We start from the raw sequence: 15,087 nt of genomic DNA, 5'->3' as shown, positions 1-15,087 counted from the left end.
TTATCAGCCAGGAATGCTGAAAGCCGGCCCGCGGGCGGCGCGCGCGAAAACAGACACCATCAGGAAACGTCCCATGACCCTTCGCACCCGGACCCTCGCCCTGGTCACGGCCTCGGCGTTCGCAACGGCGATCGCGGCCCAGGCCGCCGACCTGACAGTTGACGCGACGCGTCCGCCCGCCGCCGTGCGTTCGGAGCACCTGCGCATGGGCGCCTCCACCGCGCCCGACGGCCAGACGCTGGGCGTCAACAACCGCTACCTGACGCGCAACGGCCAGCCCTGGACGCCGGTGATGGGCGAGTTCCACTACACCCGCTATCCGCCCGAGAACTGGGGCGCCGAGCTGGCCAAGATGAAGGCCCAGGGCGTCGACATCGTGGCCACCTACATCATCTGGAACCACCACGAGGAGCGCGCCGGCCAATTCAACTGGGCGGGCGATCGCGACCTCAAGCGGTTCGTCGAGCTGGCCAAGGCCAATGGCCTGATGGTGGTGATCCGCATCGGCCCTTGGGCGCACGGCGAGGTCCGCTGGGGCGGAACGCCCGACTGGGTGGTCAACGCCATGCCCACCCGGCGCGACGACCCGGTCTACCTGACCTATGTCGAGCGCTACTGGCGCGAGATCTACAGCCAGGTCGAGGGCCAGCTCTGGAAGGACGGCGGTCCGGTGATCGGGGTCCAGCTGGAGAACGAATACAACGTCGGCGGGCCCGGCGCGGGCGTCGGACATATCGCGACGCTCAAGAGCCTGGCGCGCAGGATCGGCTTCGACGTGCCGCTCTATACGGTGACGGGCTGGGACAACGCGGTCTATCCCAAGGGCGAGGTCGTTCCCGTCTTCGGCGGCTATGCCGACGAGCCGTGGAGCGCCAGGCAGGGCCGGCTGCCGCCCAAGGAAGTCTACGCCTTCCGCTTTGGCAGCCGGGTTGGCGGGGACCTCGGCGCGCAGACGACCTCGCGCAACGCCGGCACGATCGAGAGCGACATGGACAACACGCCGTTCCTGGGCGCGGAGTTCGGCGGCGGCGTGCCGATCATGTATCGCCGCCGGCCCTATCTCTCGCCCGACGACGTGGCGGCCATGCTGCCGGTGCAGCTGGGCTCGGGCGCCAATCTCTACGGCTACTACATGTTCCATGGCGGCCGGAATCCTCAGGGCCACACCACCCTGGAGGAGGACGACCGCCAGGGCGGGTACAACGGCATGCCGATCGTCAACTACGACTTCCAGGCGCCGCTGGGCCAGTACGGCCAGGTTCATCCCGTCGCCGACGCGGTCCGGCCCTATCACCTCTTCATGCACGCCTTTGGCGCCAGACTGGCGCCGATGGAGGTGCAGCGGCCGGCCGACAGGCTGCGCGGTCGCGACGACGTGACCACCCCGCGCTGGTCGGTGCGCAGCCAGGGCGACCGCGGCTTCCTGTTCTTCAATAACCACGTGCGGCAGTTCGAGACGCCGGTGCAGGCCAAGACCCGCTTCGAGGTCAAGCTGCCGGGCGGCTTGGTCACCTTCCCGAGCCGCGCGGTCGACATCCCCGCCGGCGCCTACTTCGTCTGGCCGATCAACCTGGATCTCGACGGCGCCAACCTGGCCTGGGCGAGCGCCCAGCCGCTGACCCGGCTGGAGGACGGCGATGGGCCGCTCTACGTCTTCTCGGCCACCAAGGGTGTGCCGGTGGAGATGGCGTTCTCGGCCGATGTCGAGGTCACGTTGAACGGCAGGCGCCTGAAGGCCGCGGGCGGTCGGGTGGTCACGCCGACGCTGACCCCCGAGGGCGTGCGCGAGCTCGCCGTGCGCGCCGCCGGCGGCAAGCGGGTGCGGATCGTGCTGATCAGCGCCGAGCAGGCCAGGCAAGCCTATGTTCTGCCGTTCGGCGGCAAGGATCGGCTGGTGCTCAGCCAGGACCCGATCTTCGCCGACGGGACCGGCTGGTCGGTGCGTTCCAAGGCCGACGCGGGCTTCCGCCTGGCGGTGCTGCCCGCGCTCGACGCCGCGCCAGAGGCCAGCCTGCCGCTGCGGCGAGACAAGGGGCAGGGGCCGTTCCAGGTGTTCGAGGCCCAGGCGCCGGCCAGGACCCTGATCGCCGAGATCAAGCCGTTGCGCGAGGCCACGGCTTTGCCGCCCTCCGAGATCGGCGGCCGCGCCAAGGCGGTGCTCCAGCCCTATGCCGAGCAGTATGGGCGCTCGGGCGCCTGGACGCTGAGCCTGCCGAAGGGCGCGCTCGACGGCCTGAGCGAGGCGTGGCTGGAGATCGACTACGCCGGCGACGTGGCGCGGCTGTTCGACGGCGTCGATATGCTCGACGACCAGTTCTACTACGGCCCCAAGTGGGAGGTCGGCCTCAGCCGTTTCAGCGACCGGCTCGATCGCGACTGGACCCTGACCGTCCTGCCGCTGCGCGCCGACAACCCGCTCTACATCCAGCCGGAGGTCAAGGCGCCGATCCCGGCCGGCGGCCAGGTGGGCGAGGTGAGGGGCGTGCGCATCGTCCCGGAGTACGAGCTGCGGCTGACCTCAGGGGCGCGTGAATAGAGGCCGGCCTGGCCATCACGCGTCGCCAGGATGGAAGTCCATTTGAGGTGGTTCCGAAGATCCACCGCCGGCTTTCAGGCGATGGAGAAGCTTCGCCGGTTGATCTACGATCGGCGAGGACCGCCTCGGGGTGCGAGTGAGGCGGCGCTGTCTTGCCCCGGGGGAGCGGAAGGGTGGCGATCTCGAGCGTCTCGCTGTTGCAAGCGATCATCGCGCCGCTGGCGGTGGGCGAGGGCGTCGCCCGGACCGACCAGCCGGCCGTGCTGGCCGAGGACGTGATCGTGACCGCCCAACGGCGTCGCGAACGTGGCCAGGACGTTCCGATCGCCTTGTCGGTCGTGGGAGGGGAGCAACTGGCGCGCCGCGGCGCCAGGGACCTTTCCGACCTGGTGGGCGTCGTGCCGGGCCTGTCGATCGCCGGCTTCACCGGGGGCAACGCCAGTAACCTGGTCTCGATCCGCGGTGTCGCCGGCCAGGTGCTTCCGATCGGCTCGGGGCAACCCGTCGCGATCTATCTCGACGGCGTCTACCTGTCGCGACCCGACGCGGCCTTTTTCGGGCTCGACGACGTGGAGCGGATCGAGGTGCTGCGCGGGCCGCAGGGCGCTCTCTATGGACGCAACGCCACGGCCGGCGCGATCAACATCATCACGCGCTCGCCCGGCTCGACGATCGAGGGCGGCGGCGAGGTTCGCGTCGGAAACCTGGAGGCGCTCTCGGCCCGGGGGTCGGTCAACGGTCCCTTGTCGGCGAAGCTGTCGGCTGGCCTGTCGGGGAGCTACCTGCGTCACGACGGCGCTATCCGCAACACGGTCACGGGCGATCGCCTGAACGGCCGTGACGCCCACACGGTGCGCGGCCAGCTTCGCTACCGTTCGGCGGATCGTCGTTTCGAGGCGCTTCTGTCGGGCGACCTGACGCGGGATCGCGCCACGCCCGTCTTCAAGAACGCCTACGCCCCCTCGGGGACCTTTATCGGGATCGGCGACCCGGACGCGTTCGCCAGCGATGCGGCCAGCCAGGCCCGCACCGCCCGCCGGACCAGGAACGACGGCCTGGCCCTGACCCTGACCCATCGGCCGCTGGAGGCGCTGGAGCTGGTCTCGATCACCAGCTGGCGCGATCTGGACTCGACCGTCGCCTACGACGCCGACGCATCCGCCGCGCCGTCGCTGCTGACGGGCGCGACCAACCACAGCGCCACGTTCAGCCAGGAAGTGCGGGGCGTCTTCACCGGGCGCCGCCTGCGCGCCACGGTCGGCGCCAGCCATTTCACCGAGCGGGCCCGCTACGGCCTTTCCACCGGCGCGCCCACGGCTGCGCCCAGCTTCAATCACCTGCTCGACCGCAGCCAACTGAGGGCCTGGGCGGCCTTCGGGCAGTTCGAGATCGATCTGGCCGATCGCCTGACCCTGGTCACCGGACTGCGCTACGACCGCGAGCGTCGAGACTTCACCATCGACTATCGGCGGGCGCCCGTTCCCGGGCGGCTGCTGTCGGGGAAGATCCGCGATTCCGTGCCTATCCCAAGCCTTGGCCTGTCTTATCGCGCCGGCGCGGACCTGCTGATCTACGCCAAGGCCAGCCGCGGCTATCAGCCGCCGGGCTTCAACTTCGCGCCGGGGGCGACGACCACGGTCGCCAACACCTTCCGGTCCGAAACCCTATGGGCCTACGAGGCGGGCGCGAAGGCCGAGCTTGTGGGCCGTCGTGTCGTCCTCGACCTCGCCGCCTTCCTCTACAACTACAGCGACATCCAGATCCGCAGCACGGTCGGCCTGGGGCTGACGCGGATCGACAACGCCGCCTCGGCGCGGCTGGCCGGGCTGGAGGCGAGCGTCGCCGCCAGGCTGCCTGGCGGGTTCTCGATGCGCGCGCACGGCGCCTATCTGGATGCGGGCTATCGAGGCTTCTGCCAGGCGATCAGCGCCGGCGACCCGCAGGGCGAAGACCCGCTCTGCGCGCCGGGACGGGCCGATCGCTCGGGCAATCGACTGAACCTGGCGCCGCGCTGGTCGGGGGGGCTGGGGCTGGACTATGCCCGCCGCCTCAAGGGCGGCCGGGTGTCGGCCAGCCTCGCCTACGAGGTCTCCGGCGGCGTCTTCTATGTCGGCGCGGCCAACGAGCCGCGGTTGCGCGGGAAGTCCTGGAGACGGCTGGGCGGGGAGGCGGCCTTTCAGGCGCCGGCCGGTCCCGAGGTCTTCGTCTATGGCCGCAACCTGACCGACGAGCGGTTCCTGTCGTTCGCCGCGCGGGTCGCGCCGGCTTCCGCCTTCCTGGTGATCAACGATCCCAGGACCTACGGCGCGGGGATTCGATATCGCTTCTGAAGCGGTTTGCGGTAGATGTCGGATAACGCCGGTCAATGATGCGACCTGGCGGCGCGGAGGCGACTGTGGCTGACGACCACGCCGAACTGATGACGCGATCCTTCGCCTTCGGTCCGTTCCTGCTGCTGCCCGAGCGCCAGCTCCTCCTGGAGAACGAGACGCCCGTGCGGATCGGCAATCGGGCGCTGGGCCTGCTGACGGCCCTGGTCGAGCGCGCTGGCGCGGTCGTGGCCAAGCGCGACCTGTTCGCCCAGGTCTGGCCCGACACCTTCGTCGAGGAGAGCAATCTCAAGGTCCACATGGTCGCCCTGCGCCGCATCCTGCGCGAGGAGGCCGGGACCCGCTACATCTCGACCGTGATCGGCCGGGGCTACACCTTCGTCGCGCCGGTCAGGATCGTCAGTGGGTCGGGTGCGCGGGTGGAGCACCCCATCGACGGCCGCCGCAGGCACAACCTTCCGGCCAGCGCGACACGGCTGCTGGGCCGGGCCGCCGCCGTCGAGGCCATACGCGACGAACTGGGCGAGGCCCGGCTGGTGTCGGTGGTGGGGCCCGGCGGCATCGGCAAGACCTCGGTCGCCCTCGCGGTCGCCGAGCAGCTGATCGGATCGAACCGGGACGGGGTGTGGCTGGTCGACCTGTCGCCGATCAAGGATCCCGCCCTGGTCCCCAGCGTCATCGCCACCGCGATCGGTCTGAGCGCCCATTCGGCCAACATGCTCGCGGCGCTTTGCGAAAGCCTGCGCCAGCGGGAGATGCTGCTGCTGCTCGACAGCTGCGAGTGCGAGCACATCATCGACGCCGTCGCCGCCTGCGTCGAACGGATCCTGGCGGACGCCCCGGGCGTGCGGATCCTGGCGACCAGCCGCGAGCCGTTGCGCCTGACGGGAGAGCGGCTGCGTCGCCTGCCGGGGCTCGATGCGCCGTCGGCCTCGACAGCGCTTACCGCCGAGGCGGCCCTCGGCTTTCCGGCGGTGCGCCTGTTCGCCGAGCGGGCGGCCGACCGGCTCGAGACCTTCGAACTGGCTGACGGCGACGCGGGCGTCGTCGCCGAGATCTGCCGGCGGCTGGATGGCTTGCCGTTGGCGATCGAGCTTGCCGCGACGCGGATCGACCTTTTCGGCGCCGCTGGCGTGCTGGACCAGATCCGCGATCGCTTCCACCTGCAGATCGGCCAGCGCGCCGGGCCGGAGCGGCATCGCACCCTGATGGCCGCGATCGACTGGAGCCACGACCTGCTGTCGGCGAGCGAGCAGGCGGTGCTGCGGCGGCTGGCTGTCCTGGCCGGGTCCTTCACCCTGGCCTCGGCTTGCGCCATCGCCGCCGACGAGGCGATCGGTCCGGCGATCGTGGTCGAGGAGCTGATGTCCCTCGTCGAAAAGTCGCTGGTCGCGGCCGAGGCCCGCGACCTCGACGTCGAATACCGGCTTCTCGACACGACGCGCGCCTACGCCTTGGAGAAGCTGGCCGCCTCCGCGGAGGGCGACGCGGTCGGCCTGCGCCACGCACGCTACTTCCTCGGCCTGGCCGACCAGGCCAGGCGCGACGCCGACAAGCTTCCGAGGACGATCTGGCTCCAGCGCTACGGGGTCAGGATCGACGACGTGCGCGACGCCATCGGCTGGGCTTCTCGAGGGGCGGACGACGCGGGCCTGCTGATCAGCCTGACCATAGCGGCGATTCCGTTCTGGGGACGGCTGTCGCTGCTGGAGGAGTGCCGCGTGGCGGTCGAGCGCGTCCTGGACGGCCGTTTCGAGCCTGTCCGCACCGCGCGGGACGACCTGATGCTGAACCTGACGCGCGGAGCGACGCTGCTGCATACGCAGGGGCCGCTTCTGGCGGTGAAGGAGGCTCTGAACCGGGCGCTGGCCATCGCCGAACGGCTGGCCGACACGGAACTGCAACTGGAGTGCCTGCGCGGTCTTGCGGAGTACGAGCTCTGGACGGGGGACTCGCGCTCGGCGCTGGAGGTCTCCGAGAAGATTTCCGGCCTGGAGGGGGCGGGCGGGTCGCCCGCGCCTTCGGATTCCGACGCACCGGCGGGTTCGGCCCTGTCGTGGCTGGGCGCATTGGCGGCCTCTCGGCAACGGCTGGAAAAGATCGTCTATCGATCGTCCAGTCTCGACCCCCAGCCGGGCGCCGCCCGCTTCGAGTTCGACCAGCGCCTGACCGCGCGCGGGGCGCTGGCCACCGTGCTGTGGCTGCAAGGCTATCCGGACCAGGCGGTCGAGGCGGCGCGGGTCCAACTGGCCGAGGCCGAGGCCTCCAGCTACGCGGTTTCGCTCTGCTACGCCCTGGTCCACGGCTCGCTGCCGGTGATGCTCTATGTGCGTGACTACGTGGCCGCCCAGCGCGTGCTGGACCGGGGCATCGAGCACGCCAAGCGGCACGGCCTGGAGATCTGGCGGGCCATGGCTGGTTGCGTGGCGGCGCGGCTGGACCTCTATCTCGACCGGCCCATCGACCTGGACGCCTATCGCCGAACGCTGGCGATGGTGCGCGAGAGCGGGTTTCGGATGCGCTATCCCAACTACCTCACCAACTACGGCGAGGCCTTGGCGCGGCAGGTCGACCTGCGACGCGGCCTGGCCTGCATCGACGAGGCGATCGCGCTGTCCGAAGCCACCGGACAGGTCGTGGGCATACCCGAGATCCTACGCATCAAGGCCAACGTCCTGCGGCGCGGCGACGCCAGGCTCGGCGACCAGGCCATCGACTGCTATCTCCGCTCGATCGCGCTGGCCCGCCGCGACGGGGCGCTGTCGTGGGAGCTTCGATCGGCCGCCAGCCTCGTGGAGTTCTGGCGCGAGCGGGGCGGCGACGACGAGGCCGAGGCGATGCTGGCCGATGCGCTCGGGCGCTTCAGCGAAGGCTTCGGCACGGGCGACCTGCGCCGCGCCCGGGCGCTCGTCGAGACGTGGTCGGGGTCCTGAGGGGCAGGTGGGCTAGGACCGAGCCCGAAGCGCGAGCAGGCGGGCCATGGCGGGCGGCCAGATCACCAGCAGCGCCAACAGGGCCGCGCCCAGGCTGATCGCGCCCATGGCTGGCTGCAGCGCGGCCCCGCCGCCGAAGACGCGCTCGGCGACCAGCGGGACGAGCGTGGGGCCAAGACCGATCCCGACCAGGGCGGTGACGGTCAGCGACAGCGCCACGGTGGTGGCGCGCATCTCGTTGGGCACGCTTTCCTGCATGACCACGTGACCGATCACATAGCCGCTGATCGAGCCCAGCGCCCAGACCCCGAAGGCCAGGGCGATCTGCCCGCCGGTCTGGGCCAGCAGCGTCGCGACCGCGCCGGCCAGCGCCAGCAGATAGCAGGCCAGCAGCAGCGTGATCCGGGACGGCGCCCCCCATCGCCGGGCGAACCGGTCCGACAGCGCGCCGCCCGCCACCGACGCCACGACCCCGCTCGCCGTCAGGGCCAGGCCGACGAGGCCGCCCGCCTCCAGCGACGTCATGCCGTGGCTGCGCTGGAGCAGGGTGGGCAGCCAGGCGATCAGCGCATAGTCGCCCACGCCCAGCGCGCCTTTCACCAGGCAGACACGCAGCACCATGCCGTTGTCGGCGACCAGCCGGCCCAGCACGGCTGAAATGGCGATCAGTCCGGCGCTGTGCCGGCGAACGGGCTCGCGGATCAGGAAGAGCAGGGGCAGCAGGACGAAGCCGGGCAGGCCGGCCAGGATCAGCAGTTGCCGCCACGGCGCGAGCGTGGCGATCCCCGGCGCCCAGGCGAACCATCCGCCTTCGATCCAGCCGAGCAGCACGCCGCCGATGAAAAGCGCCGATCCGGCGCCGAAGGTCGCGCCCAGCGAGAAAACGCCCAGCGCCAGGCCCCGGCGTCGCGGCGAGAAGCAGTCGACGATCAGCGAGGCGGCCGCCGGCACCAGCGCCGCTTCGCCCAGCCCCACGGCCACCCGCGCCGCCAGGAAGCTCCAGAAGTCGCCGGCCAGGCCGCAGGCGATCGTGGCGGCCGACCACAGCGCCAGGCCGCAGGCGATCAGGTTGCGGCGGTTGACGCGGTCGGCCAGGCGTCCGGCCGGCAGGCCGGCGAGGGCGAAGATCACCGCGAACCCCGCCCCCTGGAGCAGGCTGACGCGAAAGTCCGTGAGCCCCAGATCCGTGCGGATCGGATCGACGACCAGGTTGATGATCAGCCGGTCGGTCAGCGACAGCAGCAGGGCGGCGCAGAGCAGGGCGACGGCGCGCCAGCCCCCCGCCGAAGATTCCGGCCCGTCGTCCATCTCCTCGGTCATGGCGGTGATGATTGCCCTCGATCCCGCTCAAGCTCCAGCGCCCCGCGCGCATGATTAGAGCCGTCGCGGCCGGCCTCGAAGTTAAGCGCGGTTAAGGCGCGATCCCGCGGCTTTGCCGAGCATGCGCTTAACCGCGCTTAACTCGCCAACCGACGGCCTTGGACCGATGATCCTGAGAGAGGGCGCTGCCCCTCCAAGGATCGAAATCAGGGACGAGGAGACCGACGATGAGCGAGCAGAACGAGTCCGCCGGTCTGGAGCGCCGCGAGGTGCTGCGCGCAGCCGCCGGCGCGGCGGTCCTCGGCGCGGTCGCCGCGCCGGCGGCGGCCCAGGAGGCTACCCGTGTTCGCGCGGGCCGGATCACGGGCGGCTCGCTCGGCGCACGGCTCCAAGGCGTCCAGCACTTCGGGCTGACGGTCCAGAACATGGACCGCGCCTTCGCCTTCTACACCGAGGTGCTGGGCGGCGCGGAGATCATGCGTGACGGCGACTTCCAGGGCGAGCGCATCCACAACACCCTGCTGACAGCCGAGGAGATCGAGGCGCGCGAGCGGCATGTGAACCCGCGCGCCAGGGGCGTGCCGGACCTGCGCGGCGGGACCCAGCGCCTCGACGTGCGCTTCGTCCAGTTCGACAACGTCGTGATCGAGCTTCTGCAATACCGCGACGCCGACCAGCCGATGGGCGGTCCCAACGCCTTCGCCGAGCCGCTCGACCACATGAGCCCGGCCTTCCCGCGGATGATGCACATCTGCTTCCACATCCGCGACGGCGCCGACTTCAACGTCTTCATTCGCGACCTGGAGGCGGAGGCGGCGCGGCGGGGCATGACGCAGGTGCGGGCCAACCGGGTGCTGACGGTCGCGTCGGAAGCCGACCGCAAGGCCGCGCCGCTGGACGCCAACTCCAACGGGATCACCGAGGGCAAGTCCGCCGGCTGGCGGCTGATCTACTGCCGGGGCCCGGAAGGCGAGCAGCTCGAGTTCGTCCAGGCGCTGGGGCCGGTCAAGAAGACCTTCGACGACGCCCTGGCCGCGCGCCGCGCGTCGGTGGCGCCGGCGAGCTGACGGACGGTTCAACCCGATCACGCCAGGGGAGGCGGCGATGCTGTTCACCGAAGCGGCCGGCAAGGCCAGGAACCTGCCGGACAATCCCTACCTCACGGGCCTCCACACGCCCATGACCGAGGAGCTGACGCTGAGGGACCTGCCCGTCACGGGCGTGATCCCGGCCGCGCTCACGGGGCGGTACCTGCGCATGGGGCCCAATCCGATGGCGCCCAATCCGGACAAGCATCACTGGTTCGCGGGCGACGGCATGATCCACGGCCTGCGCCTGGAAGGCGGCCGGGCGCTCTGGTATCGCAATCGCTGGATCCGCTCGGACGCTGTCGCCAAGGCGCTGGACGAGCCGCGCACGCCCGGTCCGCGCCACCTGTTCGACACCGTCAACACCAATGTCGTTGGGCACGCCGGCAAGGTGCTGGGCGTGGTCGAGGCGGGCAGCACGCCGGTCGAGATCGGCGATACGCTGGAGACCCTGCGCTACACCGACTTCAGCCAGACCCTGAAGGGCGGCTTCACGGCCCACCCCCACGTCGATCCGCTCACGGGCGAGATGCTCGGGATCTGCTACGACGCCAGCAAGTGGCGCTCGCTGCGCTACGTGGCGCTGAGCCCCGAGGGCCGGATCCGTCGAGAGGTGCGCATCCCGGTCCGGCACGGCCCGATGATCCACGACTTCGCCTTCACCAGGCGCTTTGCGATCATCCTCGACCTGCCGGTGACCTTCTCGCTGACGGCGGCGATCACAGGCCATCATTTCCCCTATCGCTGGAACGGGACCCACCCCGCCCGGATCGGGCTTCTGCCCCGCGAGGGCAAGGCGGGCGAGATCACCTGGCTGCCGGTCGACCCGTGCTTCATCTTCCACGCGGCCAACGCCTATGACGCCGCCGACGGCACGGTGGTCCTCGACGTCGTCGTCCACGACAAGATGTTCTGGCGGCGCACCTCGGGGCCGGACTCCGAGCGCTGCGCCTTCGAGCGCTGGATCCTCGATCCAGCCGCCGGGACGGTGGAGCGGATCGTCATCGATCCCACGCCCCAGGAGTTCCCGCGCCAGGACGAGCGCCGGCTGGGGCAGGCCTATCGCTACGCCTACACCATGGGGCTGGTCGATCCGTTCCTGGGGACCTGCCTCTTCAAGCACGATCTGGTCGAGGGCGGGCGGCTGACGCACGACTTTGGGCCAGGCCGCCACCCTTGCGAGTTCGTCTTCGTTCCGGCCCATCCGCAGGCCGGCGAGGACGAGGGCTGGCTGATCGGTTTCGTCATCGACGCCGCCGCCCTGACCACCGATCTGGTGATCCTCGACGCCCGCAGGTTCGAAGCCGTCCCGGTGGCCAGCATCCACCTGCCGCACATCGTTCCGCCCGGCTTCCACGGCAACTGGATCGCCGGCGCCGACTGAGATCCGAGCCCTTCCCCAGAACCCATAGGAGACCTGTGATGCGCCTGCTCTCGGCCAATCGTCTGGTGCTCGTCATGCTGCTTTCGGCCGGCGCGAGCACGGCCTCGGCGGCGGTCGCGCCGCCCGCGGCCCTGCAATCCACGGGCGTGCACTACGCCCAGATCCCCGGCGAGGCCTATGCCATCGTCGCCCGCGTCCAGGCCAAGCCCGGCAAGGAGCAGGCGCTGCGGGAGGCGACCTTGCCCCTGATCGCCAAGGTTCGCGCCGAGCCCAACAATCTCGTCTACTTCCTGCAGGAAGACCGCGAGAAGCCGGGCCACTTCATCTTCTACGAGATCTTCGCCAGCCAGGCCGATTTCGAGGCCCACAACGCCACGCCCCACGTCCAGGCCTGGTTCGCCAGGCTGCCCGAACTGGCCGAGGGCGGCGTGCAGGTGACGCGCATGGAAATACTCGGCCGCGGTCGCTGAGGCCGGGCTCTGATGACCCAAGGAGACAGCGCATGAAGGAAGCCTTCGCCGCCCTGGCCGCCGTTGTGCTCGGCTCGACGGCTATCCCCGCCGTGGCCGGTCCGGGTGATAGGCCGGGCACGATCGTCCTGGTCCACGGCGCCTTCGTCGACGGCTCGGGCTGGGCCGAGGTCCACCGGATGCTCAGCCGGGACGGCTACAAGGTGGTCGTCGTCCAGAACCCCACCACCTCGCTCGGCGAGGACGTGGCGGCGACCCGACGCGCCATCGCGGCGGCCGAAGGCAAGGTGGTGCTGGTCGGCCATTCCTATGGCGGCGTGGTCATCACCGAGGCGGGGTCCGACCCGAAGGTGTCGGCCCTCGTCTATGTCGCGGCCTTCGCGCCCGACCAGGGCGAGTCCGTGGCCTCGATCATCGCCCAGGCGCCGCCCGGGGCGCCGGCCCTGCCTATCCTGCCGTCGGCCGACGGCTTCCTGCTTCTGGACCGCGGCAAGTTCCCCGCCGTGTTCGCGGCGGACGTGGCGCCCGAGGTGGCGCGGTTCATGGCCGACTCCCAGCAGCCCTGGGGCGCCCAGGCCCTGGAGGGCAAGATCACCGCGGCCGCCTGGCGGACCAAGCCCAGCTGGTATCTGGTCGCCAAGGACGATCACGTCATCCCGCCGCCGGCCCAGCGAATGATGGCCCGGCGCGCCGGGGCGAGCGTGCGCGACGTCGCCGCCAGCCATGCGGTATATGTTTCCCAGCCCGGCGTGGTGGCGTCCCTGATCGAGGAAGCGGCGAGCCGGTCGGCCGCCAAGGCGGAGAGATAAGATGGCGCTCAAGGACATCCTGCCCGGCAAGCTGGGCTTCGGCGCCGCGCCGCTCGGCAACATGTTTCGCGACATCCCCGAGAGCGAGGCGCTGGCCACGGTGGCGGCCGCCTGGGACGACGGCATCCGCTACTACGACAACGCGCCGTTCTACGGAGCGGGCCTGGCCGAGATCCGAATGGGCGAGGCGCTGGCCGGCAAGCCTCGCGCGGATTACGTCATCAGCACCAAGGTCGGCCGCGTCATCCTCGACGAGGTCGAGGATGTCAGCGCCCGCGCCCTGGGCGAAAAGGGCGAGGTCTTCAAGTACGGCCGCCCCAACCGGATCGTGAACGACTATTCGGCGGACGCGACCCTGAGGTCGATCGAAGACAGTCTCAAGCGTCTCGACACCGACCATATCGACATCGCCTTCGTCCACGACGTGGCTCAGGACTTCTACGGCGACGAATGGCTGGGCGTCTTCGAGACCGCGCGCAAGGGCGCCTTCAGGGCCCTGGACCGACTGCGCGACGAGGGCGTGATCAAGGCCTGGGGGCTGGGCGTCAATCGGGTCGAGCCGATCGAACTGCTGCTGGCCCTCGACGAACCGCGCCCCGACGGGTTCCTGCTCGCCGGACGCTATACGCTGCTGGACCATGGTGCGGCCTTGCAGCGTGTGATGCCGGCTGTGGCCGAGCGCGGCCTGGGGATCGTGGTCGGCGGTCCCTACAGCTCGGGCGCGCTGGTCGGTGGTCCGAACTTCGAATATGCCCCGGCCACGCCCGCGATCCTCGACAAGGTCGCCCGGATCAAGGCGATCGCCGACCGCCACGGGATCAGCATGAAGGCCGCGGGCCTGCAATTCGCGCTCGCCCATCCGGCGGTCGCGGCTGTCATTCCGGGCGCCAGCCGGCCAAGCCGCCTCGCCGAGGACCGCGCGGCCCTGGAAGAGCAGGTCCCGCCGGACTTCTGGGCCGAGCTTTCCCAGGCGGGTCTTGTCGATCCGGGGGCTCCGCTGCCTTCGTGAGCGGATCCGGCCGGGCGTCGCAATTCCTGCTTGCCTTGAAGCCAATTCCCCGCGATGGGCGAAGCATGAGCCGCGCGCCGGAAAAACCGCAACGTCGGCGCCTGCAGGGCGTGACCATCGCCGACGTGGCCGCGCGGGCGGGCGTGTCGATCATGACCGTCTCCCGCGTCATCAACGGCGAGGGGCGGGTCAGCGACGAGACGCGGGCGCGGATCGGCGAGATCATCCGCGAGATGAACTACGCGCCAAGCCCCGCCGCGCGCGGCCTGGCTTCGGCCGGGGTGACGCGGATCGGTCTGCTCTACACCAACCCCAGCGGCGCCTATCTCAGCGAGTTCCTGATCGGCGTCATGGATGAGATCAGCCGCACCGGCGATCACCTGCTGCTGCACCGCTGCGACAGCCCCGAAGCGATCGACGCCGCCGTGAGCAAGCTGGCCGAGGAGGGGGTCGACGGCGTGGTCCTGCCGCCGCCGCTTTGTGACTCCGAGCGGGCGCTGGACCTGCTGGCCAAGGCCGGCAAGCCGGTCGTGGCCGTGGCCACGGCGCGCGAGGACGAGGGCGTGCTGGCCGTGCGGCTGGACGACTACGCCGCCGCCCGGACCATGACCGAGCACCTGCTGGCCCTGGGGCACCGCAAGGTCGCCTTCGTCACCGGCGACGCGGCCCAGCTGGCCGCTCAGCGTCGCTTGGCTGGTTTCCGCGACGCCCTGGCGGCCGCCGGCCTTGAGCCTCACGCCGTCGCCGAGGGGGACTATTCCTACCGCTCGGGCATCGAGGCGGCGATCGGCCTGCTCGACGCGGACGAGCGACCGACGGCGATCTTCGCCGCCAACGACGACATGGCCAGCGCCGTGATGTCGATCGCCCATCGCCGGGGCCTGGACGTGCCGGGCGACCTGTCCGTGGTCGGCTTCGACGACAGCCTGCTGGCTGTCACCAGCTGGCCGGAGCTGACCACGATCCATCAGCCGATCGGCGAGATGGCCCGCCTGGCCATCGAGCTTCTGCTGCGCCACGTCCGCGCCCGCCGCGCGGGCGGGGAGGCGGGGGCGTCCAGCTTGCAAGCCGACTACCGCCTGGTCGTCCGAGAGTCCGCCGCGGCCCTCTGATCCCCGTTCTCGATTTTCGGCGAAGGTTCGCAAGAATCCCCTTGCGTTAGCGCTAACGCAATTGCATGAATGTTAGCGCTAACGCACTGCGTAGCG

Annotated in this window: 10 protein-coding genes; 9 read left to right on the top strand and 1 reads right to left on the bottom strand. The window is 70.6% G+C overall.

Going from position 1 to position 15,087, the window contains the following annotated elements; genetic code table 11:
* Positions 1-73 precede the first annotated feature (73 nt).
* The 3 genes from DDF62_RS23835 to DDF62_RS23825 all read left to right on the top strand — a co-directional run bounded on the left by DDF62_RS23835 (position 74) and on the right by DDF62_RS23825 (position 7,799).
* Positions 74-2,536: a beta-galactosidase gene (locus tag DDF62_RS23835; protein ID WP_116491419.1), complete on the top strand. Its 2,463-nt coding sequence runs from the start codon at positions 74-76 to the stop codon at positions 2,534-2,536.
* A gap of 173 nt (positions 2,537-2,709) precedes the next feature.
* Positions 2,710-4,866 carry a TonB-dependent receptor gene (locus DDF62_RS23830; protein WP_165832369.1) on the top strand — a complete coding sequence of 719 codons (2,157 nt, stop codon included), beginning with the start codon at positions 2,710-2,712 and terminating at the stop codon, positions 4,864-4,866.
* Positions 4,867-4,931: 65 nt separating this feature from the next.
* A complete protein-coding gene (locus DDF62_RS23825; RefSeq protein ID WP_116491417.1) occupies positions 4,932-7,799 on the top strand; it encodes an ATP-binding protein in 2,868 nt (955 codons plus the stop codon).
* Between the two features lie 12 nt (positions 7,800-7,811).
* Here the strand turns inward: DDF62_RS23825 and DDF62_RS23820 are convergent, their stop codons facing one another.
* A complete protein-coding gene (locus DDF62_RS23820; protein WP_244286930.1) occupies positions 7,812-9,119 on the bottom strand; it encodes an MFS transporter in 1,308 nt (435 codons plus the stop codon).
* A gap of 227 nt (positions 9,120-9,346) precedes the next feature.
* Here DDF62_RS23820 and DDF62_RS23815 point away from each other — a divergent pair, with 227 nt between their 5' ends.
* From DDF62_RS23815 to DDF62_RS23790, 6 genes are all read left to right on the top strand, one after another.
* A complete protein-coding gene (locus DDF62_RS23815) occupies positions 9,347-10,186 on the top strand; it encodes a VOC family protein (protein WP_116491416.1) in 840 nt (279 codons plus the stop codon).
* Between the two features lie 37 nt (positions 10,187-10,223).
* Positions 10,224-11,591, top strand: a complete 1,368-nt coding sequence (locus DDF62_RS23810) for an 8'-apo-carotenoid 13,14-cleaving dioxygenase (protein WP_116491415.1) — start codon at positions 10,224-10,226, stop codon at positions 11,589-11,591.
* Positions 11,592-11,629: 38 nt separating this feature from the next.
* Complete coding sequence (locus DDF62_RS23805) at positions 11,630-12,061, top strand: putative quinol monooxygenase (RefSeq protein WP_244286929.1); 432 nt, start codon at positions 11,630-11,632, stop codon at positions 12,059-12,061.
* A gap of 32 nt (positions 12,062-12,093) precedes the next feature.
* The gene (locus tag DDF62_RS23800; RefSeq protein ID WP_116491414.1) at positions 12,094-12,870 is read left to right on the top strand and encodes an alpha/beta hydrolase; all 777 of its coding nucleotides are present in this window, start codon (positions 12,094-12,096) and stop codon (positions 12,868-12,870) included.
* 1 nt (position 12,871) lies between these two features.
* Positions 12,872-13,879, top strand: a complete 1,008-nt coding sequence (locus DDF62_RS23795; RefSeq protein WP_116491413.1) for an aldo/keto reductase — start codon at positions 12,872-12,874, stop codon at positions 13,877-13,879.
* A gap of 65 nt (positions 13,880-13,944) precedes the next feature.
* Complete coding sequence (locus tag DDF62_RS23790; protein ID WP_116491412.1) at positions 13,945-14,991, top strand: LacI family DNA-binding transcriptional regulator; 1,047 nt, start codon at positions 13,945-13,947, stop codon at positions 14,989-14,991.
* Positions 14,992-15,087: the final 96 nt, after the last annotated feature.

Source organism: Caulobacter radicis (genome assembly GCF_003094615.1).
Taxonomy (GTDB): Bacteria; Pseudomonadota; Alphaproteobacteria; order Caulobacterales; family Caulobacteraceae; genus Caulobacter; species Caulobacter radicis.
Note: the sequence above shows the minus strand (reverse complement) of the source record. Positions and strands in the feature narration are given on the sequence as shown.